Source organism: Burkholderia sp. BCC0397 (assembly GCF_902832865.1).
Lineage (GTDB): Bacteria > Pseudomonadota > Gammaproteobacteria > Burkholderiales > Burkholderiaceae > Burkholderia.
In genome coordinates this window covers 955,143-975,194 of record NZ_CADFDL010000002.1, presented here as the reverse complement: position 1 = coordinate 975,194, position 20,052 = coordinate 955,143, and the positions used below count along the sequence as shown (strand labels likewise).

The following is a 20,052-nucleotide window of genomic DNA, read 5'->3' as shown; positions in this document are numbered from 1 at the left end:
AACGCGCAATAAAAAACCGCTCCGAAGAGCGGCTTTTCCCGTGCCAGGCGTCACCCGCCCGCAGCGTTCGCTACGCGGGATAAAACACGTCGTGATAACGCGCTTCGCCCGACGGCGGCGGGGCCGATTCGTCGAACGGCAGCGCGAGGAAATACTCGGACGGCACGCCCGGAAACACGATGTCGCCATGCGGCTCGAACCCGAAACGCGCGTAATACGCCGGCTCGCCGAGCACCACGCAGCCGCGCGCGCCGAGCCGCCGCAACGCGTCGAGCCCCGTGCGCACGAGCCCCGCGCCGATGCTTTGCCGCTGGCAATCGGGCCGCACCGCGAGCGGCGCGAGCCCGTACCACGGCTGGCTGCCGGCCGGCTCGCGGCCAATCGCAACCGGCGAGAACGCGACGTGCCCGACGATACGCCCGTCGCGCTCCGCGACGAGCGATACGCTCAGCGCACCGTCCGCGCGCAGCGTCTCGACGATGCGCTGTTCGAACTGCCCGCCCTGCGGCTCGCCCGCGAACGCCGCCCGGATCACGCGGCCGATCGCGTCGGCCTCGCTCGCACGTTCGTCACGCAGCGTGACGACCTCGACCGGCGCGTTCGGGTCGAACATCATCCGGATCAGCCGATCCAGCGGCGTGCGTTGCGGAACACCCGCATCCACGGGCTCGCCTCACCCCAGCCTTCCGGGTGCCAGCTCATCGCGACCGTGCGATGCACGCGCTCCATGTGCGGCATCAGCACCGAGAAGCGGCCGTCGGCCGTCGTGACCGACGTGATGCCGGCCGGCGAGCCGTTCGGGTTGAACGGATAGCGCTCGGTGGCTTCGCCGCGGTGGTCGACGTAACGCATCGCGACCGCGACGCGATCGATGTCGCCCTGCTGCGAGAAGTCCGCATAGCCTTCGCCGTGCGCGACCGCGACCGGAATCCGCGAGCCTTCCATGCCCGCGAAGAAGATCGACGGCGACTTCTCCACTTCGACGAACGAGAAGCGCGCCTCGAACTGCTCGGACTTGTTGCGCGTGAACTTCGGCCAGGCTTCCGCGCCCGGGATCATCGACGCGATGCTCGACAGCATCTGGCAGCCGTTGCAGATACCGAGTGCGAACGTATCGGGGCGCGCGAAGAAGGCCGAGAACATGTCGGCGAGGTTCGCGTTGAAACGGATCGTCTTCGCCCAGCCTTCGCCCGCGCCCAGCACGTCGCCGTACGAGAAGCCACCGCACGCGACCGCGCCCGCGAAATCGGCCAGCGTCGCGCGGCCCGCGAGCAGGTCGCTCATGTGCACGTCGTGCGCGTCGAAGCCTGCGCGGTCGAACGCATACGCGGTTTCCAGATGCGAGTTCACGCCCTGTTCGCGCAGGATCGCGACGCGCGGCCGTGCGCCCGTCGCGATGAACGGTGCGGCGATGTCGTCGGCCGGATCGAACGTCAGCACCGGCGAGAGGCCCGGATCGGCGGCGTCCAGCAGTGCGTCGTATTCGGCATCCGCGCAGGCGGGGTTGTCGCGCAGGCGCGCGATGCGCCAGCTCACTTCGCTCCATGCGCGATGGAGTTCGGTGCGCGGCGCGTCGAAGATCTTCTTCGCGTCGCGGTACACCTCGATCACGTCGCGATCGTTGACCGTGCCGATCACGTGCGAGCACGTCGACAGGCCGAACTCGCGCAGCGCGCCGAGCACCGCGTCGCGGTCGGACGCGCGCACCTGCACGACGGCGCCGAGCTCTTCGGAGAACAGCGCGCGCAGCGTGCGGTCGTCGCGACGGCCGCTCGTCTGCTTCGCCCAGTCCTTCGCGTCGCCGTAGTCGGATTCGTGGTTCGGGTCGAGCGTCAGCATGTCGACGTTCAGCGATACGCCCGCATGGCCCGCGAACGCCATTTCGCACACGGTCGCCCACAGGCCGCCGTCCGAGCGGTCGTGGTACGCGAGCAGCTTGTCTTGCGCATTGAGCGACTGGATCGCGTTGAAGAAGCGCTTCAGGTCTTCCGCGTCGTCGACGTCAGGCGTCGCATTGCCGACCTGCTGCGTGACCTGCGCGAAGATGCTGCCGCCCATCCGGTTCTTGCCGCGGCCGAGATCGATCGCGATCAGCACGCTGTCGCCCGCGTCCGCCACGCGGCGCAGTTGCGGCGTGAGATGGCGGCGCACGTCCTCGACCGGCGCGAATGCGGAGATGATCAGCGACACCGGCGACACGACTTCCTTCGCGACGCCCTGCTCGTCCCACTTCGTCTTCATCGACAGCGAGTCCTTGCCGACCGGGATGCCGATCCCGAGCGCCGGGCACAGCTCCATGCCGATCGCCTTGACCGTGTCGAACAGCGCGGCGTCCTCGCCGGCCGTGCCGCACGCGGCCATCCAGTTCGCCGACAGCTTCAGCTTGTCGAGCGACGCGATCGGCGCGCTCGCGATGTTCGTGATCGCTTCGCCGACGGCCATGCGGCCCGATGCCGGCGCGTCGATCACCGCGAGCGGCGTACGCTCGGCCATCGTCATCGCTTCGCCCTTGAAGCCCGCGTAGTCGAGCGCGGTGATCGCGCAGTCGGCCACCGGCACCTGCCACGGGCCGACCATCTGGTCGCGCACCGACGTACCGCCGACCGAACGGTCGCCGATCGTGATCAGGAACGACTTGCTGCCGACCGTCGGGTGCTTCAGCACGTCGAGCGCGACTGCCGACAGCGCGATGCCCGTCACGTCGACCGGCGCACGCTCGGTGCTCACGCGCACGACGTCGCGGTGCATGCGCGGCGGCTTGCCGAGCAGCACTTCCATCGGCATGTCGACCGGGTATTCGTCGGCGCCCGTCGCTTCGTCGTCGACGAGCTTCAGCTGGCGTTCGTCGGTCGCGACACCGACCACCGCGAACGGACAGCGCTCGCGCGCGCAGATCGCCTCGAAGCGCGGCAGGTCGGCCGGCGCGATCGCCAGCACGTAGCGCTCCTGCGCCTCGTTCGACCAGATTTCGCGCGGCGACAGGCCCGATTCCTCGAGCGCGACCTTGCGCAGTTCGAAGCGCGCGCCCTTGCCCGCGCCGTCGACGATTTCGGGGAACGCGTTCGACAGGCCGCCCGCGCCGACGTCGTGGATGCTCAGGATCGGGTTTTCCGCGCCGAGCTGCCAGCAGCCGTTGATCACTTCCTGCGCGCGGCGTTCGATTTCCGGGTTGCCGCGCTGCACGGAGTCGAAGTCGAGCTCGGCCGTGTTCGCGCCGGTCGCCATCGAGCTCGCCGCGCCGCCGCCCATGCCGATTCGCATGCCGGGGCCGCCGATCTGGATCAGCAGCGAGCCAGCCGGCACGTCATGCTTGTGCGTGTGCTGATCCGCGATGTTGCCGAGGCCGCCCGCGATCATGATCGGCTTGTGATAGCCGTGCACCGTGCCGCCGACGTTCTGCTCGTACACGCGGAAGTAGCCGCCGAGGTTCGGGCGGCCGAATTCGTTGTTGAACGCGGCGCCGCCGAGCGGGCCGTCGATCATGATCTGCAGCGGCGACGCGATGCGGTCCGGACGGCCGTACGGGCCGTGCTGCTCGTTCGGGTTGCGCTCGGCCACCGGCTGCGCCGCGTCGCGCGCGTTTTCCCACGACTGGCGGGCGTCCGGCAGGTCGAGGTTCGACACGGTGAAGCCCGTGAGGCCGGCCTTCGGACGCGCGCCGCGGCCCGTCGCGCCTTCGTCGCGGATCTCGCCGCCTGCACCGGTCGCCGCCCCCGGGAACGGCGAGATCGCCGTCGGGTGGTTGTGCGTTTCGACCTTCATCAGCGTGTGCGTGAGCTCGGTGTGGCGGCCGTAGCGTTCGCCCGGCTCGCCGGCCGCGCCAGCCTTGCGCGGGAACCAGCGCTCGGCTTCGGCGCCGACCATGATCGACGAGTTGTCCGAATACGCGACGATCGTGCCTTGCGGGTTCAGCTTCTCGGTGTTGCGGATCATCGCGAACAGCGACATGTCCTGCGCCTCGCCGTCGATCGTCCACTGCGCGTTGAAGATCTTGTGGCGGCAGTGTTCGCTGTTCGCCTGCGCGAACATCATCAGCTCGACGTCGGTCGGGTTGCGTTCGAGCTTGCGGAACGCGTCGACCAGGTAGTCGATCTCGTCGTCGGCGAGCGCGAGGCCCAGCTCGACGTTCGCGCGCTCCAGCGCGCCGCGGCCCACACCCAATACGTCGACGCTCGCGAGCGGCTTGGCCGGCAGTTCGTCGAACAGGTGCTTCGCGTCGTCGCGCGTCGCGATCACGCTTTCGGTCATCCGGTCATGCAGCGCGGCCGCGACGGCTGCGCGCGCGTCGTCCGACAGCGCCTTCTTGCCGCCGAGCAGGCCCGACTTCAGCGTGACCGTGAATTCGACGCCGCGCTCGATGCGGCGCACCTGCGTGAGGCCGCAGTGCTGCGCGATGTCGGTCGCCTTGCTCGCCCACGGCGAGACCGTGCCGAAGCGCGGCAGCACGACGAAGGTCTCGGTCGCGCCCTTCTCGCCCGCCGGCTGGAACGGCGCGCCGTAGTGCATCAGCGCATCGATGCGCGCGCTGTCGTCGGCCGACAGCGGCTCGGCCGCATTGACGAAGTGCAGGAACTGGCCGCGCACCGCGACGATGTTGGCGTCGATTTGCCTGAGCGTGTCGAGCAGACGGGTTTGACGGAAATCGGAGAGGGCCGAAGCGCCGGGAAAACACGAGAAGTGAGCCATGGGCTGGACTGACGTCGATGAGTCGCGCGAGGTGGCGACGTGGGGCGAAAGGAAGGCCGTAATTATACCCGGAAGTCGGCCGCCCAAGACCGGCCGATCGGTAGTCCGCATGCACCGCACCGGTGCCCGGGCGCGCGGCGCGCACGGCCGCCCGCCGGGCCGGCCTGCGCGGGCCCGCGCGCCGGCCGCCGTGGCGCGACCGCACGGCCCATGCTCGGCCGGCGCCGGTTCGCGCACTTTTGGCGCTATCATTCCGGGTTCACCGGGCCCGGGCCCTCAGCGAATTCTCACCGGGCGGCGCGCGCGCCGCCCGTCATCGAAGCAATCCAATGGATGTCATCGTCATCGGCGGCGGAATCAGCGGCGTCGCCACCGCCTACCAGCTGCGCGCGGCCGGCCATCGCGTGTGCGTGGTCGAACGCCACGCGACCGTCGCGCAAGGCGCGACCTACGGCGACGGCGGCGCGCTGCTGCCGAGCCCGCTCGACGTCTGGTTCGGCCCGACCTTCATGCGCCAGCGCCAGCCGCGCGACAGCGGCATCGTCTACAAGCCGGGCTTCAACGGCGGCGTGCGCCACTTCGTCAAGCAGCTCGGCACGCTGCGCGAGCCCGACGCGTTCGCCGCGCAGTACGCGCGGCTGCGCCCGCTGATCGACGTGTCGCGCGACACGCTCGCCGATATCGAGGCGCGCCTCGAGCTCGAATTCGAACAGAAACCCGGCATCCTGCACGTCGTGCGCGATCCGCGCGACTGGGACGCGCTGCAACCCGCGCTCGACCTGCTGCGCACGCTCGACCAGCCGTACCGCACGCTCACCGCCGACGAATGCGCGGCGCTCGAACCGTCGGTGCCGGCCGAGCCCGGCTTTGCCGGCGGCGTGCTGCTCGAAACCGAGCGCACCGGCAACTGCCCGCTGTTCGCGAAACTGGTCAAGCAGACGCTCGACGAGCACGGCGTGCAGTTCCGTTTCGGCGCGGACGTCGCCGCGATCCGCGTCGACAACGGCCGGGCCGCGGTCGAGCTCGTGCCGCCGGGCAACCGGAGCGCGGCGAAGGCGCGCGAGGTCGACGTGATTTCCGCCGACGCGATCGTGGTCGCCGCCGGCGCCGGCAGCATTGCGCTGCTCGAACGGCTCGGCTGGCGCCTGCCGCTGCACCCGGTGCGCGTCCACACGCTCACCGCCCCCGTCGCATACGAAGAACACTCGCCGCACCTTTGCGTCGTCGATTCGATCAAGCGGATCTCGATCACGCGCACCCACCAGCGGCTGCGCGTCGGTGGCGCCGCCGTGCTGCAAAGTCTCGCCGACACCGCGAAGCCGCTCGCCGAACCGCTGTCCGAGGCCGCGCTCGCGCTGCTCGGCCAGGCCGTCCATGACTGGGTGCCCGGTGCTGCAAAGATCTCGGCCGCGCTGTCGTGGCGAGGCGTGCAACTGCTGTCGCCGGACGGCCTGCCCGTCGTGGGTCCGACCCCGCATCCGCGCGTGTTTGTCAATTTCGGCCATGGCCCGGCCGGCTGGGGCCTCGCGTGCGGGTCTGCTAAAGTGGTGACCGACTATCTGGGCGGCAACGTCCAGCACTGGCCCGCCGACACGCTCGCCGCGCTGAGCGCCGGCCGCTTCACGACCTGACCGCCGCGGGCCGACCCGTGGCGGCATCCTTGCCAGCCGCCACGATCCCGCGATGACCGTTACCCGCCCGCTTCCCGATTCCGACCCGATCGCGCTGCTGCGCGTCGCCGACCTGCGCGCGGCCGAAGCCGACGCAACCGCCGCGCTGCCGCCGCACACGCTGATGGGCCGCGCGGGCGCCGCCGCCGCGCGCTGGCTGTCCGAGCGCGTCGCCGGCGACGATCGCCCGGTCTGGTTCGCGGTGGGCCCCGGCAACAACGGCGGCGACGCGCTGGTAGCCGCCGCGCAGCTCCAGCAGCTCGGCGTCGCGACGCATGTGTGGATGCCGGTGCCGGTCAAGCCGGACGACGCGCAATGGGCGCTCGGTCTCGCGCGCACGGCGGGCGTGCCGCTGTCGGCCACCCCGCCCGCGTCGCTGGAAGGCTATGCGTGGGTCGTCGACGGGCTGTTCGGCATCGGTCTCGGCCGCGCGCTCGACGGCGCGTTCGCCGAGCAGGCCGCACGCATCGCCGCCCATGCGCGCAGCGGCGGCCGCGTGCTCGCGCTCGACGTGCCGAGCGGGCTCGACAGCGACACGGGCCGGATCGTCGGCGCGGGCGTCGCCGTCGCGGCCACCCACACGCTCACCTTCATCGGCGCGAAGCCCGGCCTCTACACGGGCGACGGCCGCGATCTCGCCGGCGCAATCCACGTCGCGTCGCTCGACGTCGCGCCGCCCGCCGCGCCGGCCATCGTGCTGAACGCGCCCGCGCGGTTCGCCGCGGCGCTGCCCGCGCGCGCCTTCGCGTCCCACAAGGGCACGTACGGCAGCCTCGCGGTGCTCGGCGGCGACACGGGCATGTGCGGCGCGCCGATCCTCGCCGCCCGCGCCGCGCTGTTCGCGGGCGCCGGCAAGGTGCACGTCGGCTTCCTTGGCGCCGGCGCGCCGCCGTACGACCCGCCCTTCCCCGAACTGATGCTGCATCCGGCCGACACCCTCGATCTCGGCGCGATGACCGCGATCGCGGCCGGTTGCGGGCTCGGCACGCGCGAAGCCGCGGCAACGCTCGCGCGCGACGTGCTCGCGCACGACATCGCGACGCTGCTCGATGCCGACGCACTGAACCTCGTCGCGACGCACGCGGATCTCGCGGCCGCCGTCGCCACGCGCGGCGCGCGCGGCAATCCATGCGTGCTGACGCCGCATCCGCTCGAAGCCGCGCGCCTGCTCGGCGGCGACACGGCAGCCGTGCAGCGCGATCGCGTCGCGGCCGCGCAGGCGCTCGCCGCACGTTACGCGAGCATCGTCGTGCTGAAAGGCTCGGGCACGGTGATTGCGGCGCCCGACGGGCGGGTGGCGATCAACCCGACCGGCAACGCGGCGCTCGCCACCGGCGGCACCGGCGACGTGCTCGGCGGCCTGATCGGCGCGCTGCTCGCGCAGCGGGTCGCGCCGTACGAAGCCGCGCTGGCCGGCGTCTATCTGCACGGCCTCGCGGCCGACACGCTGACCGCGAACGGCACCGGCCCGGCCGGGCTCACCGCGGGCGAGCTCGCGCCGATGGCGCGCACGCTGATCAATCGCCTTTTTTATCCGTCGCCGCGCGCCGACACGTAACGCCGCTATACTGACTGCCCCGCCGCACGGCGGGCCTTCTCGTCCGCCGGCTTTCCGATCCCGATGAGCCGGCGCGGCATTCCTCCCGATTCACGCTTCACTCGAACCGCCATGACGCTGAAATCGCTCCCCGCCTGGACTGCCCTTCAATCCCACTTCGAACAGATCCGCCACGCGCGGCTGCGCGACTGGTTCGCGCCGGAAAACGACCGCGCGCCGACCCGCGCCGAACGCTTCACGATTCCGGGCGGCGGTCTCGCGGCCGATTTCTCGAAGAACCGCATCGACGACGAAACGCTGCGCCTGCTCGTGCAGCTCGCGCGCGACGCGGGCGTCGAAGCGCGCCGCGACGCGATGTTCGCGGGCGAGATCGTCAACCCGACCGAAGGCCGCGCGGCGCTGCACACCGCGCTGCGCGCGACCGACCCGCAGGCGCCGTTCCACGCGCAGGTGAGCGCCGAGCGCGCGAAGATGGCGACGTTCGCGCGCGCCGTGCGCAGCGGCACGTGGACGGGCTATACGGGCAAGCGCATCCGCCACGTGATCAACATCGGCATCGGCGGCTCCGATCTCGGGCCGAAGATGGTCGTGCATGCGCTGCACCACGTCGCCACGCCCGAAATCTCGACCCACTTCGTGTCGAACGTCGACGGCGCCGATCTCGCGCGCGTGCTCGAACGGGTCGATCCCGAGGAAACGCTCGCGATCATCGTGTCGAAGACCTTCACGACGCTCGAGACGATGACGAACGCACGCTCGCTGCGCGACTGGTTCGTCGCGCGCGGCTGCCCCGAGGACGCGCTCGCGAAGCACTTCGTCGGCGTGTCGGCGAACCCGGCCGAAGTCGTGAAGTTCGGCATCGCCGCAGAGAACGTGTTCGAAATGTGGGATTGGGTCGGCGGCCGCTATTCGCTGTGGTCGGCGGTCGGCCTGTCGATCATGATCGCGGTCGGCCCCGAACAGTTCGACGAGCTGCTGGCCGGCGCGAACGACATGGACCGCCACTTCCGCGAAGCGCCGCTCGAGCGCAACCTGCCGGTGCTGCTCGGCCTGATCGGCATCTGGTACCGGAATTTCTTCGGCTCGCAGAGCTATCTCGTCGCGCCGTATTCGGAAGCGCTGCACTACCTGCCGTCGTACCTGCAGCAGCTCGAAATGGAGAGCAACGGCAAATCCGCGCGCCTGGACGGCACCTTCGTCGACTACCCGACGTCGGCCGTCACGTGGGGCGAGCCGGGCACCAACGGCCAGCATGCGTTCTTCCAGATGCTGCACCAGGGGCCGACGATCGTGCCGATCGACTTCATCGCGGTGCTGACGCCCGAGCATCCGCTCGCGAGCCATCACCCGAAGCTGCTCGCGAACTGCTTCGCGCAGAGCGAGGCGCTGATGCTCGGCCGCACGCTCGAAGAAGCGCGCCAGGTCGCCGGGCCCGGCAAGGAAGCGCTCGCGCCGCACCTGACGTTCCCCGGCAACCGGCCGACCACGACGCTGCTCGTCGATGCGCTGACGCCGCGCTCGCTCGGCGCGCTGATCGCGCTTTACGAGCACAAGGTGCTCGTGCAGGCGACGGTATGGGACATCAATCCGTTCGACCAGTGGGGCGTCGAGCTCGGCAAGATTCTCGGCAAGGTCGTCGAAGCCGACCTGTCGGCCGAATCGGTCGACCCGGCGAAACACGACTCGTCGACCACGGCGCTGATCGAGCGCGCCCGCGCGGCGCTCAAGCGTTGAAGCGTTGAAGCGCTGACGCGACGGCGTCATGCCCATGCCGGCCGCGCGATCCACCCTGCGCGGCCGGCACGAATATTCACGCGTTGCGCGAAGCCGCTTGCGGCGCGACGATGCGCCCGGCGTCGATGGTGACCGTCGTTGCGCAGCGGCGCGCGAGTTCGGCATCGTGCGTGACGAGCACGAGCGTCGCGCCATGCGTGCGGTTCAGTTCGAACATCAGGTCGATGACCGCGTGGCCGGTTGCCGCGTCGAGGCTGCCGGTCGGCTCGTCGGCGAACAGGATCGCCGGGCGCGTGACGAACGCGCGTGCGAGTGCGACGCGCTGCTGTTCGCCGCCCGACAGCAGCTTCGGATAATGCGCGGTGCGTTCGCCGAGGCCGACCTGCACGAGCAGCGCCCGGGCGCGATCGGCCGCATCGCGCGCACTGATGCCGCCCTGCAGTTCGAGCGGCAGCATCACGTTCTCGAGCGCCGTCAGATGCGGCATCAACTGGAACGACTGGAACACGAATCCGACCGCGCCGTTGCGCAGTGCCGCGCGTTCGTCCTCGTCGAGCTGGTCGAGCGCGCGGCCGAGCAGGCGAACCGTGCCGCTCGTCGCGCTGTCCAACCCCGCAAGCAGGCCGAGCAGCGTCGATTTGCCCGACCCGGACGCGCCGACGATCGCGAGGCTGCTGCCCGGCTGCACGGCGAGCGTGATGCCGTCGAGGATCGTCAGCTCGCCCGTGGCATCGGCAACCCGCTTGCACACGTCATGGACTTCGATGATCGGATCGGTAATCTTGAACATGGACACGACATTCCGCTGGAAAAGACGCGCGGCGGCCGCCGCGCTGCTGGGCACCCTGCTGGCCGTCACCGTGCCCGCACGCGCCGCGACGGCGCCGGCATCGAGCCCGCCCGTGATCGTCGTGCTCGGCGACAGCCTGTCGGCCGAATACGGATTGCCGCGCGACACCGGCTGGGTGTCGCTGCTGCGGCAACGACTCACGACAGAGCGAATCGATTATAGCGTCGCGAACGCCAGCGTCAGCGGCGACACCACGAGCGGCGGCCGCGCGCGGCTGCCCGCGGTGCTGCAGCGACTCAAGCCGTCGATCGTCGTCGTCGAGCTCGGTTCGAACGATGCGCTGCGCGGCGTGCCGCTCGCGACGACCGAGCAGAACCTGCGCGACATCATCGCCGGCGCGCGGCGTGCGCAGGCAAAGGTCGTGCTGGTCGGCATGTACGTGCCACCCAATTACGGCCCCGACTACACGCAGAAGTTCCACGCGGTCTATACGCGGCTGTCGAAAGACCTCGGCGTGCCGCTCGTGCCGTTCCTGCTGGCCGGCATCGAGAACAAGCCCGAGATGTTCCAGGCCGACCAGATGCATCCCGCGCAGCAGGCCCAGGGCGTCCTGCTCGACAATGTGTGGCCGGCACTGAAGCCGTTGCTCGGCAAGCCGCGCGGCTGACCGCCGTACACCGGAAAACAAAAAGCCCCGCTTCAAGCGGGGCTGTTTGATGGTTGCGGGCGAAACGATGCTCAGTTGTCGCCGTCCTGCTGCTGGCTGGCCGTCGTGCTGCCGTACAGCTTCACCTTCGAGCGATCGCGCAGCGCGGCGAGATACGCTTCGCCTTCGCTCTGCGCGTCGACCTGCGCCATCTGCTGCTGCGCGGCCGCCAGTTGCTGCGGATCGACCGCCGAACCCGGGATCACCGCGTTCACACGGTAGATCGCATAGCCGTCCGCGCCGAGATCGACACCGACGTAAGCCGGCAGCGTCTTCGCATCGACCTTGTAGACGGCGCTCAGCGCAGCCGGCGTCAGGCCCTGCGACTGCGTGCGCGACACCTTCTGCGCGGCCGCGAACCCGTCGGTCGACTTCGACTTCTGCAGCTCGGCCAGCTTCGCCGCACCGTCCTTCTTCGCGAGTTCCGCGGCCTGCTCGGCGATGACCTTCTGGCGCACGACGTCCTTGATCGTGTCGAGCGCGGGCACCGCAGCCGGCTTGTAGTCGGTCACGCGCGCCGAGATCAGCGTGTTGTTGCCGACGTCGATCGCCTGCGTGTTGTTCTGGTTCTTCACCGCGTCGTTCGCGAACACGGCGGCCAGGAACTTCGGATTGTTCAACGGGCTCGTCGGCGGCAGTTGCGGATTCGGCGTCGGCGTGACGGTGGCCGTCTGGATCGTCAGCTTGTACTTGTCCGCGGCCGGCTGCAGCGTCTTCGCCTTTTCATAGACGGTCGACGTGAAACCTTCCGCGTTGTCCGTGAACGCCTTCGATGCGTACTGCTGCTTCAGGTCGACCGCGATCTGGTCCTTCACTTCCGCGAACGGCTTGACGACCGCCGGCTTCACTTCGGTCGCCTTCAGGATGTGGAAACCGAGATCCGACTGCACGATCCCGCTCACGTCGCCCTGCTTGAGCGAGAACGCCGCATCGTCGAACGCCTTGCCGCCCGCGGTCGAACCGCGCGTGATGAAGCCGAGGTCGCCGCCCTTCGCTGCCGACGGCGCGTCCTGCGAGCTCTTCTGCGCGATCTGCGCGAATTGATCCGGATGCGCCTTCACGTCGGCGAGCAGTTGCTCGGCCTTCGCCTTTGCGGCTGTCTTGTCGGCCGCGCTGGCGCTCCCCGGCGCGGCGATGAAGATGTGGCTCACGCGCACCTGTGCTTCGCTACGGAAGTGCGTCGGATTGTCGTCGTAGAACTTCTTGATGTCCGCTTCGGTCGGCTGCGCGCTCGCGGCCGCTGCGGCCGGCGAATAGACGAGGTACTGGATCGTCGCGGTTTCCGGCGTCGCGAAGCTCTGCTTGTGTGCGTCGTAGTACGCGGTGAGCTGCGCGTCGGTCGGCTGGACCTTCGCTGCGAAGTCGCTCGTCTTCAGCACGAGCGCCTGCACTTCACGCTGCTGCGCGGCGAGTTCGGACAGGCGTTGCGCGAGGCTCTTCGGCGTGAACGCGCTCGACACGATGCTCGCCGGAATCTGCTGCAGCGAGAGGCTGTAACGCACGCGCTCCTGGTACTGCTCGGGCGTCATCCCCTGGAACGACAGCAGTTGCGCGTAGCGTTCGACGTCGATCGTACCGTCGGGCTTCTTCAGCGACGCGATCATCGGATCGCTCATCAGCGCGTCGCGCACAGCGTTGTCGGATGCGGTCAGGTGCAGGCGTTGCGTCTCGTCGGCCAGCACGCGTTGCTGGATCAGGCCGTCGAGCACCTGCTTGCGATGCTCGGGCGTGTCGAACATCTTGATGTCGAACTGGCCGCCGAGCGCCTGGCGCGCCTGGTCGATCTGCTGGCGGAACGCGCCGTCGAATTCGACCCGCGTGATCTTGTGCCCGTTGACTGCCGCGACGTTCGCACTGTCGTCGAAGAAGCCGCGGAAGCCTTGGATCCCGACGAAACCCAGCCCCGGCAATACGATCAGGAGCAGGAGCGCCATCATCAGGCGCTGGTGATTACGGAAGAAATCGAGCATGCGTGACGGGAAAATTGGACAAAACGACCGATATTACAACATACGGGGTGGGACGGGAAAAAAGCAGACGTGCCGCGGGCAGGCGCAGCCGGAAATACAAATGAAAAAGCCCACACGAGGCGGGCTTCTTCATTTTCTGGCGGAGCGGACGGGACTCGCCTACCTCCCGCAGGCCGCGGCTGCGCGTGCACGCGCAGCCCTTCGAGTCCCGCCGGAAGCCGCGCAGGCGGCTTCCTCCGCTCCGCAGTCACGCGCCCGCCCGCGGGCGCAACCGACAATACAAATGAAAAAGCCCGCACGAGGCGGGCTTTTTCATTTCTGGCGGAGCGGACGGGACTCGAACCCGCGACCCCCGGCGTGACAGGCCGGTATTCTAACCGACTGAACTACCGCTCCTTGGTCTGGCTGAATCGGGAAACTGGTGGGTGCTGAGGGGTTCGAACCCCCGACCTACGCCTTGTAAGGGCGCCGCTCTACCAGCTGAGCTAAGCACCCGTTTCCGATTCGTTCTGACTGCGATCTGCGTTTCCGCATCAACAATCAGCGAGCCCGCAAGTTTAATTCATCCCCGATCATTTTGCCAAGCCTGCGCGTGAATTTTTTTAACGCACGCGCTCGCACGATTCCGAAGCGCATAAAAAACCCGCGGACACCGCCGCGGGTTTCGTGAACGACCGTCAGCAACGACGGTGCTCGGGGCCTCAGTGCTTGACCACTTCCGTCGAGCCGGCATCCTTCGCCGCCTCGCCGACCGGCGCCGCTGCCTTCGCTTCTTCTTCCGGCGGCAGCGGAGTCGGCGAACGCTCGAGCGCGAGCTCCAGCACCTTGTCGATCCAGCGGACCGGCACGATCTCGATCGCGTTCTTCACGTTGTCCGGAATGTCCGCGAGATCCTTCACGTTCTCTTCCGGAATCAGCACGAGCTTGATGCCGCCGCGGTGAGCCGCCAGCAACTTTTCCTTCAGCCCGCCGATCGGCAGCACTTCGCCACGCAACGTGATTTCGCCCGTCATCGCGACGTCGGCCCGCACGGGAATACCCGTCAGCACCGACACCAGCGCGGTCGTCATCGCACCGCCGGCGGACGGACCGTCCTTCGGCGTCGCGCCTTCCGGCACGTGGATGTGGATGTCCTGCTTCTCGAACGCTTCGTCCTTGATACCGAGACGACGCGAACGCGAACGCACGACCGAACGCGCAGCCTCGACCGACTCCTTCATCACGTCGCCGAGCGAACCCGTACGGATCACGTTGCCCTTGCCCGGCATCACCGCGGCTTCGATCGTCAGCAGGTCGCCGCCGACTTCCGTCCACGCGAGGCCCGTCACCTGACCGACCTGGTTTTCCTTCGCCGCGAGGCCGAAGTCATACTTGCGCACGCCGAGGAACGTGTCGAGGTTCTCGCCATCGACCTTGATCGCGCCCGATGCCTTCTTCAGCAGCAGCATCTTCACGACCTTGCGGCAGATCTTCGACACTTCCCGCTCGAGCGAACGCACACCGGCTTCGCGCGTGTAGTAGCGGATGATGTCGCGGATCGCCTGCTCGGTGACGTCGATCTCGCCTTCCTTCAGCCCGTTGTTCTTCTTCTGCTTCGGCAGCAGGTAACGCTGGGCAATGCTGACCTTCTCGTCTTCCGTGTAGCCCGACAGACGGATCACTTCCATCCGGTCGAGCAGCGGCGGCGGGATGTTCAGCGAGTTCGACGTCGCGACGAACATCACGTCCGACAGGTCGAAGTCGACTTCGATGTAGTGGTCGGCGAACGTGTGGTTCTGTTCCGGATCGAGCACTTCGAGCAGCGCCGACGACGGATCGCCGCGGAAATCCATGCCCATCTTGTCGACTTCGTCGAGCAGGAAGAGCGGATTGCGCACGCCGACCTTCGCAAGGCTTTGCAGGATCTTGCCCGGCATCGAACCGATGTACGTACGGCGGTGGCCGCGGATCTCGGCTTCGTCACGCACGCCGCCGAGCGCCATCCGGACGAACTTGCGGTTCGTCGCACGGGCGATCGACTGGCCGAGCGAGGTCTTGCCGACGCCCGGAGGCCCGACGAGGCACAGGATCGGCGCCTTGACCTTGTCCACGCGCTGTTGCACCGCGAGATACTCGAGGATCCGTTCCTTGACCTTCTCGAGGCCGAAGTGATCCTCGTCGAGCACCTGCTCGGCGTTCGACAGGTCGTTGTTGACCTTGCTCTTCTTGCGCCACGGCAGGCCGATCAGCGTGTCGATGTAGTTGCGCACGACGGTGGCTTCCGCCGACATCGGCGACATCAGCTTCAGCTTCTTCAGCTCGGCGTCGGCCTTCTTCTTGGCTTCCTTCGGCATGCGCGCGGCGTTGATGCGCTTCTCGAGTTCCTCGAGATCCGCCCCTTCCTCGCCTTCGCCCAGTTCCTTCTGGATCGCCTTGACCTGTTCGTTCAGGTAGTACTCGCGCTGGCTCTTTTCCATCTGGCGCTTCACGCGCCCGCGGATGCGCTTTTCGACCTGCAGGATGTCGATCTCGGCTTCGAGCTGCGCGAGCAGGTGCTCGAGGCGCTCGATGACCGGGAACATCTCGAGGATGTGCTGCTTCTGGTCGAGCTTCAGCGGCAGGCGCTCGGCGATCATGTCGGCGAGACGGCCCGCTTCGTCGATGCCCGACAGCGACGTGAGGATCTCCGGCGGGATCTTCTTGTTCAGCTTCACGTACTGGTCGAACTGCGACACGATCGCGCGGCGCAGTGCTTCCGTTTCGGCGCTGTCGGCGTGATCGGGCTCGAGCGGCATCACTTCGCAGGAGAACTGCGTCTCCTGTTCTTCGATCGACAACGCCTTCGCGCGCTGCAGGCCCTCGACGAGCACCTTCACGGTGCCGTCCGGCAGCTTCAGCATCTGCAGGATGTTGGCGATACAACCGACCTCGTACATGTCCTTTTCGGTCGGTTCGTCCTTGGCCGCGGTTTTCTGGGCGACGAGCATGATGTGCTTGCCGCCTTCCATCGCTGCTTCGAGGGCCTTGATCGATTTCGGCCGGCCCACGAAGAGCGGAATCACCATGTGCGGGAAAACGACGACGTCCCGCAGCGGCAGCAGCGGGAGCGTGATGCGTTCCGGCGGGAGAAGTTGGGTGCCTGACATTTTCATTTCCCCATGAGTGGAATCAATTGTTCGGTAATTGAGGCCGCCACAACGAATTGCAAGCCTTCAAGTGCGGGAAATATTCGGTAAGAAAGTAACCACCGCGTGTCGAGTCAGAGTTACCCACAAGATAAACGAAAAAAAGCCGCCCACGGACTCATGAACGGCCTTTTTCGATGAACATCGTCGGCAAGCCGGTCAGTTCGAACCCGCCACCTTCGGCGTGTCCTCGTAGATCAGCAAGGGCTTGCCGTCCCCATCGATGACGTTCTCGTCGATGATGACCTTGCTGACCCCTTTCATCGTCGGCAGCTCGTACATCACGTCGAGCAACGCCTGTTCGATGATCGAACGCAAACCGCGCGCGCCGGTCTTGCGGCGGATCGCCTTGCGGGCGACTGCCTGCAGCGCGCCCGGCCGGATTTCCAGCTCGACGCGCTCCATTGCGAACAGCTTGTGATACTGCTTGACGAGCGCATTCTTCGGCTCGACCAGGATCTTCATCAGCGCGGCTTCGTCGAGCTTGCCGAGCGTCGCGACCACCGGCAGGCGGCCGATCAATTCGGGGATCAGACCGAATTTGATCAGGTCTTCCGGTTCCGTTTCGCGCAGCACTTCGCCCGCGTCGCGTTCCTGCTTGCTCTTGACCGTCGCGCCGAAGCCGATGCCGGTCTTCTCGGTACGATCGGTGATCACCTTTTCGAGACCGTCGAACGCGCCGCCGCAGATGAACAGGATGTTGGTCGTGTCGACCTGGATGAAATCCTGGTTCGGGTGCTTGCGGCCGCCCTGCGGCGGCACCGACGCCATCGTGCCCTCGACGAGCTTCAGCAGCGCCTGCTGGACGCCCTCGCCCGACACGTCGCGCGTGATCGACGGGTTGTCCGACTTGCGGCTGATCTTGTCGATTTCGTCGATGTAGACGATCCCGCGCTGGGCCTTGTCGACCTCGTAGTTGCAGTTCTGCAACAGCTTCTGGATGATGTTCTCGACGTCCTCGCCGACGTAGCCGGCTTCGGTCAGCGTCGTCGCATCGGCGATCACGAACGGCACGTTGAGCAACCGCGCGAGCGTCTGCGCGAGCAGCGTCTTGCCGGAGCCCGTCGGGCCGATCAGCAGGATGTTGCTCTTCGACAGCTCGACGTCGTCCTTCTTGTCGAGATGCTTCAGGCGCTTGTAGTGGTTGTACACGGCCACCGCGAGGATTTTCTTCGCGCGCTCCTGGCCGATCACGTACTGATCGAGGATGTCGCGAATTTCCTGCGGACTCGGCAGATCCGACCGGGACAGGGTGGCCTCGACGCCGGCGGCAGCCGCCTCGTCGCGAATGATTTCGTTGCAGAGGTCGATACATTCATCACAGATGAACACCGACGGGCCCGCGATGAGTTTTTTCACCTCATGCTGGCTTTTCCCGCAAAACGAGCAATACAACAGCTTCTCGCTGTTCGAACCTTTTTTGTCCGCCATGAATGTAGAGCCTCCGGACAGGTAAATGACATGATACGCCGATTGCTCCGAACGCCGCGCCTAGGGCGCGACCGGAGCCGGCTGGATGCGCTTGCCGCAGATGCTCAGGGGCACTCGGGACGTTTGGGGGCGCCGCGCGAATCGGGGCGGCACCCCGTTTAAGCTCACGGGCGCTTCAACAGCACCTGATCGATCAGCCCGTACGCCTTCGCGTCCTCGCTCGACATGAAGTTATCACGGTCGGTGTCGCGCGCGATGCGCTCGACGTCCTGGCCCGTGTGCTGCGCGAGCAGGTTGTTCAACCGTTCCTTCAGGTAGAGGATCTCGCGTGCCTGGATCTCGATGTCGGATGCCTGGCCGCGCGCGCCGCCCAGCGGCTGGTGAATCATCACGCGCGAATTCGGCAGCGCGAAGCGCTTGCCCTTCGCACCCGACGCGAGCAGGAACGCGCCCATGCTGGCCGCGAGGCCCATGCACAGGGTCGACACGTCCGGCTTGATGAACTGCATCGTGTCGTAGATCGCCATCCCGGCCGACACCGAGCCGCCCGGGCTGTTGATGTAGAGGCTGATGTCCTTGTCGGGATTCTCGCTCTCGAGGAACAGCAATTGCGCGACCACGAGGTTGGCGGTCTGGTCGTTCACTTCGCCGACCATGAACACCAGGCGCTCCTTCAGGAGACGCGAATAGATATCGTACGAACGCTCGCCGCGGCCGCTCGTTTCGACGACGATCGGCACCAGCCCCAGCGCTTGCGCCTCGAAACCCTGCGGCGCGTTCGAAGCAAGCATGTCCAGCAATTCAGCGCGAGTGATCATTCAATGAACCTTGTTCGAATGGAAAATTGAACGGAAGGAAGCCGCCCGCTCAATCGCCATATTAATGGCAACCGTGCGCTTGACGTAAAAACGGCGTGCGGGCCGTCGCTCCGACAGCCGGCACGCCGCTAGAGCGACACTTACGCTTGCGCCGATGCGCTCGCGAGTGCCTCGAAGCTCACTTCCTTGTCCGTCACCTTTGCCTTGCCCAGCACGAAGTCGACGACGTTGCTTTCAACGACGAACGCTTCCATCTCGGCGAGGCGCTGCTGGTTGGAATAATACCAGCGGACCACTTCCTTCGGGTCTTCGTAGCTCTTCGCGAACTCGTCGACTTCCGCGCGGATCTGTTCCGGCTTCGCTTCGAGGCCGTTCGACTTCACCAGCTCGGCCAGCACGAGGCCCAGCTTCACGCGGCGCTCCGCCTGGTCGGCGAACATCTCGGCCGGGATCGGTGCGTCCTTCGCGTTCGGCACGCCGCGCTGCGCCAGGTCCTGGCGAGCCATTTCGACGAGGCGTTGCTGGTCCTGCTCGATCAGTGCCTTCGGCACGTCGAGTTCGGAAATCTTCAGCAGCGCGTCCATCACCTGGTTCTTGACGATCGACTGCGTGCGACGCTTCGCTTCGCGCTCGAGGTTTTCCTTGATCTCGGCGCGCATCTTCGTGAGGTCGCCGTCTTCGATACCGAGCGACTTCGCGAATTCAGCGTCGATTTCCGGCAGGTGCGGCCACTCGATCTTCTTCATCGTGACCGTGAACTGCGCCGTTTTGCCGGCGACGTCTGCACCGTGGTAGTCGTCCGGGAACTTGAGGTCGAACGTACGCTGTTCGCCGACCTTCAGGCCCAGCGCTGCCGTTTCGAATTCCGGCAGCATGCGGCCTTCGCCGAGCACGAACGGGAAATCTTCGGCCGTGCCGCCCTGGAACGCGACATCGTCGATCTTGCCGACGAAGTCGACCGTCACGCGGTCGCCGTTCTTCGCTGCGGTGTCCGCGCCGCCGTCGCCGTGCTCGCCGGCTTCGCCACGCGCGTGGAAGTGCACGCGCTGCTTGCGCAGGATGTCCAGCGTACGGTCGATTTCGGCGTCGCCGATCGACGTCGTCGAGCGCTCGACTTCAGCCGTCGCCAGATCGCCGATCTTCACTTCCGGGTAGACCTCGAACGTCGCGTCGAACGCGTATGCGTCTTCAGCCTGTTCCTGCTTCGGCTCGAAGCTCGGCTGGCCGGCGACGCGCAGGTTTTCCGCGCGGCTGACCGTGAAGAATTCCTGGCCGATCTTGTCGCTCAGCACTTCGGCTTCGACCTGACCCGCGTATTGCTGGGCGACCATCTTCACCGGCACCTTGCCCGGGCGGAAACCCGGCATGCGCACGGTCTTCGCGAGTTTCTGGATGCGGGCGTCGATTTCCTTCTGCACGGTGTCTTTCGGCAAAGAAATCGTCACGCGGCGTTCAAGCTTGCCGAGGTTCTCAACAACGTTAGCCATGGCTTCAATCGTCCTAAAATTATTCGAGCGAATCGGGT

General features: G+C 67.1%; 12 protein-coding genes and 2 tRNA genes. 4 read left to right on the top strand and 10 right to left on the bottom strand.

Annotated features, from left to right (window positions below):
- Positions 1-70 precede the first annotated feature (70 nt).
- On the bottom strand, positions 71-616 hold the full coding sequence (locus HWX03_RS09270; RefSeq protein WP_175871147.1) for an N-acetyltransferase: 546 nt from the start codon (positions 614-616) through the stop codon (positions 71-73).
- Positions 617-621: 5 nt separating this feature from the next.
- On the bottom strand, positions 622-4,686 hold the full coding sequence (purL, locus tag HWX03_RS09265) for a phosphoribosylformylglycinamidine synthase (RefSeq protein ID WP_175871041.1): 4,065 nt from the start codon (positions 4,684-4,686) through the stop codon (positions 622-624).
- A gap of 329 nt (positions 4,687-5,015) precedes the next feature.
- On the opposite strand from purL, the gene HWX03_RS09260 reads away from it, so the two are divergent.
- The 3 genes from HWX03_RS09260 (at position 5,016) to pgi (ending at position 9,648) form a co-directional block, all read left to right on the top strand.
- A complete protein-coding gene (locus tag HWX03_RS09260) occupies positions 5,016-6,317 on the top strand; it encodes an FAD-dependent oxidoreductase (RefSeq protein WP_175871040.1) in 1,302 nt (433 codons plus the stop codon).
- A gap of 52 nt (positions 6,318-6,369) precedes the next feature.
- Positions 6,370-7,914 carry an NAD(P)H-hydrate dehydratase gene (locus tag HWX03_RS09255; protein WP_175871039.1) on the top strand — a complete coding sequence of 515 codons (1,545 nt, stop codon included), beginning with the start codon at positions 6,370-6,372 and terminating at the stop codon, positions 7,912-7,914.
- A gap of 111 nt (positions 7,915-8,025) precedes the next feature.
- Entirely contained in the window at positions 8,026-9,648 is a 1,623-nt protein-coding gene (pgi, locus tag HWX03_RS09250) for a glucose-6-phosphate isomerase (protein WP_175871038.1), read from the top strand.
- Positions 9,649-9,724: 76 nt separating this feature from the next.
- Here the strand turns inward: pgi and HWX03_RS09245 are convergent, their stop codons facing one another.
- Positions 9,725-10,438, bottom strand: coding sequence for an ABC transporter ATP-binding protein (locus HWX03_RS09245; RefSeq protein WP_174388798.1), 714 nt, complete (start codon positions 10,436-10,438; stop codon positions 9,725-9,727).
- On the opposite strand from HWX03_RS09245, the gene HWX03_RS09240 reads away from it, so the two are divergent.
- Complete coding sequence (locus HWX03_RS09240; RefSeq protein ID WP_175871037.1) at positions 10,437-11,105, top strand: arylesterase; 669 nt, start codon at positions 10,437-10,439, stop codon at positions 11,103-11,105. The genes HWX03_RS09245 and HWX03_RS09240 overlap by 2 nt on opposite strands.
- Before the next feature lie 71 nt (positions 11,106-11,176).
- On the opposite strand, the gene HWX03_RS09235 is transcribed toward HWX03_RS09240, so the two are convergent.
- From HWX03_RS09235 to tig, 7 genes are all read right to left on the bottom strand, one after another.
- On the bottom strand, positions 11,177-13,114 hold the full coding sequence (locus tag HWX03_RS09235; protein WP_175871036.1) for a SurA N-terminal domain-containing protein: 1,938 nt from the start codon (positions 13,112-13,114) through the stop codon (positions 11,177-11,179).
- Between the two features lie 319 nt (positions 13,115-13,433).
- A tRNA-Asp gene (locus HWX03_RS09230) sits at positions 13,434-13,510 on the bottom strand.
- Positions 13,511-13,533: 23 nt separating this feature from the next.
- Positions 13,534-13,609, bottom strand: a tRNA-Val gene (locus HWX03_RS09225).
- 206 nt (positions 13,610-13,815) lie between these two features.
- The gene (gene lon / locus HWX03_RS09220) at positions 13,816-16,239 is read right to left on the bottom strand and encodes an endopeptidase La (protein ID WP_006489349.1); all 2,424 of its coding nucleotides are present in this window, start codon (positions 16,237-16,239) and stop codon (positions 13,816-13,818) included.
- A 198-nt stretch (positions 16,240-16,437) separates the two neighbouring features.
- Positions 16,438-17,709 (bottom strand): ATP-dependent Clp protease ATP-binding subunit ClpX, encoded by a 1,272-nt coding sequence (gene clpX, locus HWX03_RS09215; protein ID WP_031399287.1) that lies wholly within the window; start codon positions 17,707-17,709, stop codon positions 16,438-16,440.
- 164 nt (positions 17,710-17,873) lie between these two features.
- On the bottom strand, positions 17,874-18,527 hold the full coding sequence (gene clpP / locus HWX03_RS09210; protein WP_006496351.1) for an ATP-dependent Clp endopeptidase proteolytic subunit ClpP: 654 nt from the start codon (positions 18,525-18,527) through the stop codon (positions 17,874-17,876).
- A 140-nt stretch (positions 18,528-18,667) separates the two neighbouring features.
- A complete protein-coding gene (gene tig, locus HWX03_RS09205) occupies positions 18,668-20,014 on the bottom strand; it encodes a trigger factor (protein WP_174434690.1) in 1,347 nt (448 codons plus the stop codon).
- Between the last annotated feature and the right edge of the window lie 38 nt (positions 20,015-20,052).

Bases quoted from the DNA above. Each gene is read 5' to 3' on its own strand.
- HWX03_RS09260 (WP_175871040.1), top strand. From the start codon at position 5,016: ATGGATGTCATCGTCATCGGCGGCGGAATCAGCGGCGTCGCCACCGCC.
- clpX (WP_031399287.1), bottom strand. From the start codon at position 17,709: ATGGCGGACAAAAAAGGTTCGAACAGCGAGAAGCTGTTGTATTGCTCG.
- HWX03_RS09240 (WP_175871037.1), top strand. From the start codon at position 10,437: ATGGACACGACATTCCGCTGGAAAAGACGCGCGGCGGCCGCCGCGCTG.
- pgi (WP_175871038.1), top strand. From the start codon at position 8,026: ATGACGCTGAAATCGCTCCCCGCCTGGACTGCCCTTCAATCCCACTTC.
- lon (WP_006489349.1), bottom strand. From the start codon at position 16,239: ATGTCAGGCACCCAACTTCTCCCGCCGGAACGCATCACGCTCCCGCTG.
- tig (WP_174434690.1), bottom strand. From the start codon at position 20,014: ATGGCTAACGTTGTTGAGAACCTCGGCAAGCTTGAACGCCGCGTGACG.
- purL (WP_175871041.1), bottom strand. From the start codon at position 4,686: ATGGCTCACTTCTCGTGTTTTCCCGGCGCTTCGGCCCTCTCCGATTTC.
- HWX03_RS09270 (WP_175871147.1), bottom strand. From the start codon at position 616: ATGATGTTCGACCCGAACGCGCCGGTCGAGGTCGTCACGCTGCGTGAC.
- clpP (WP_006496351.1), bottom strand. From the start codon at position 18,527: ATGATCACTCGCGCTGAATTGCTGGACATGCTTGCTTCGAACGCGCCG.
- HWX03_RS09255 (WP_175871039.1), top strand. From the start codon at position 6,370: ATGACCGTTACCCGCCCGCTTCCCGATTCCGACCCGATCGCGCTGCTG.
- HWX03_RS09235 (WP_175871036.1), bottom strand. From the start codon at position 13,114: ATGCTCGATTTCTTCCGTAATCACCAGCGCCTGATGATGGCGCTCCTG.
- HWX03_RS09245 (WP_174388798.1), bottom strand. From the start codon at position 10,438: ATGTTCAAGATTACCGATCCGATCATCGAAGTCCATGACGTGTGCAAG.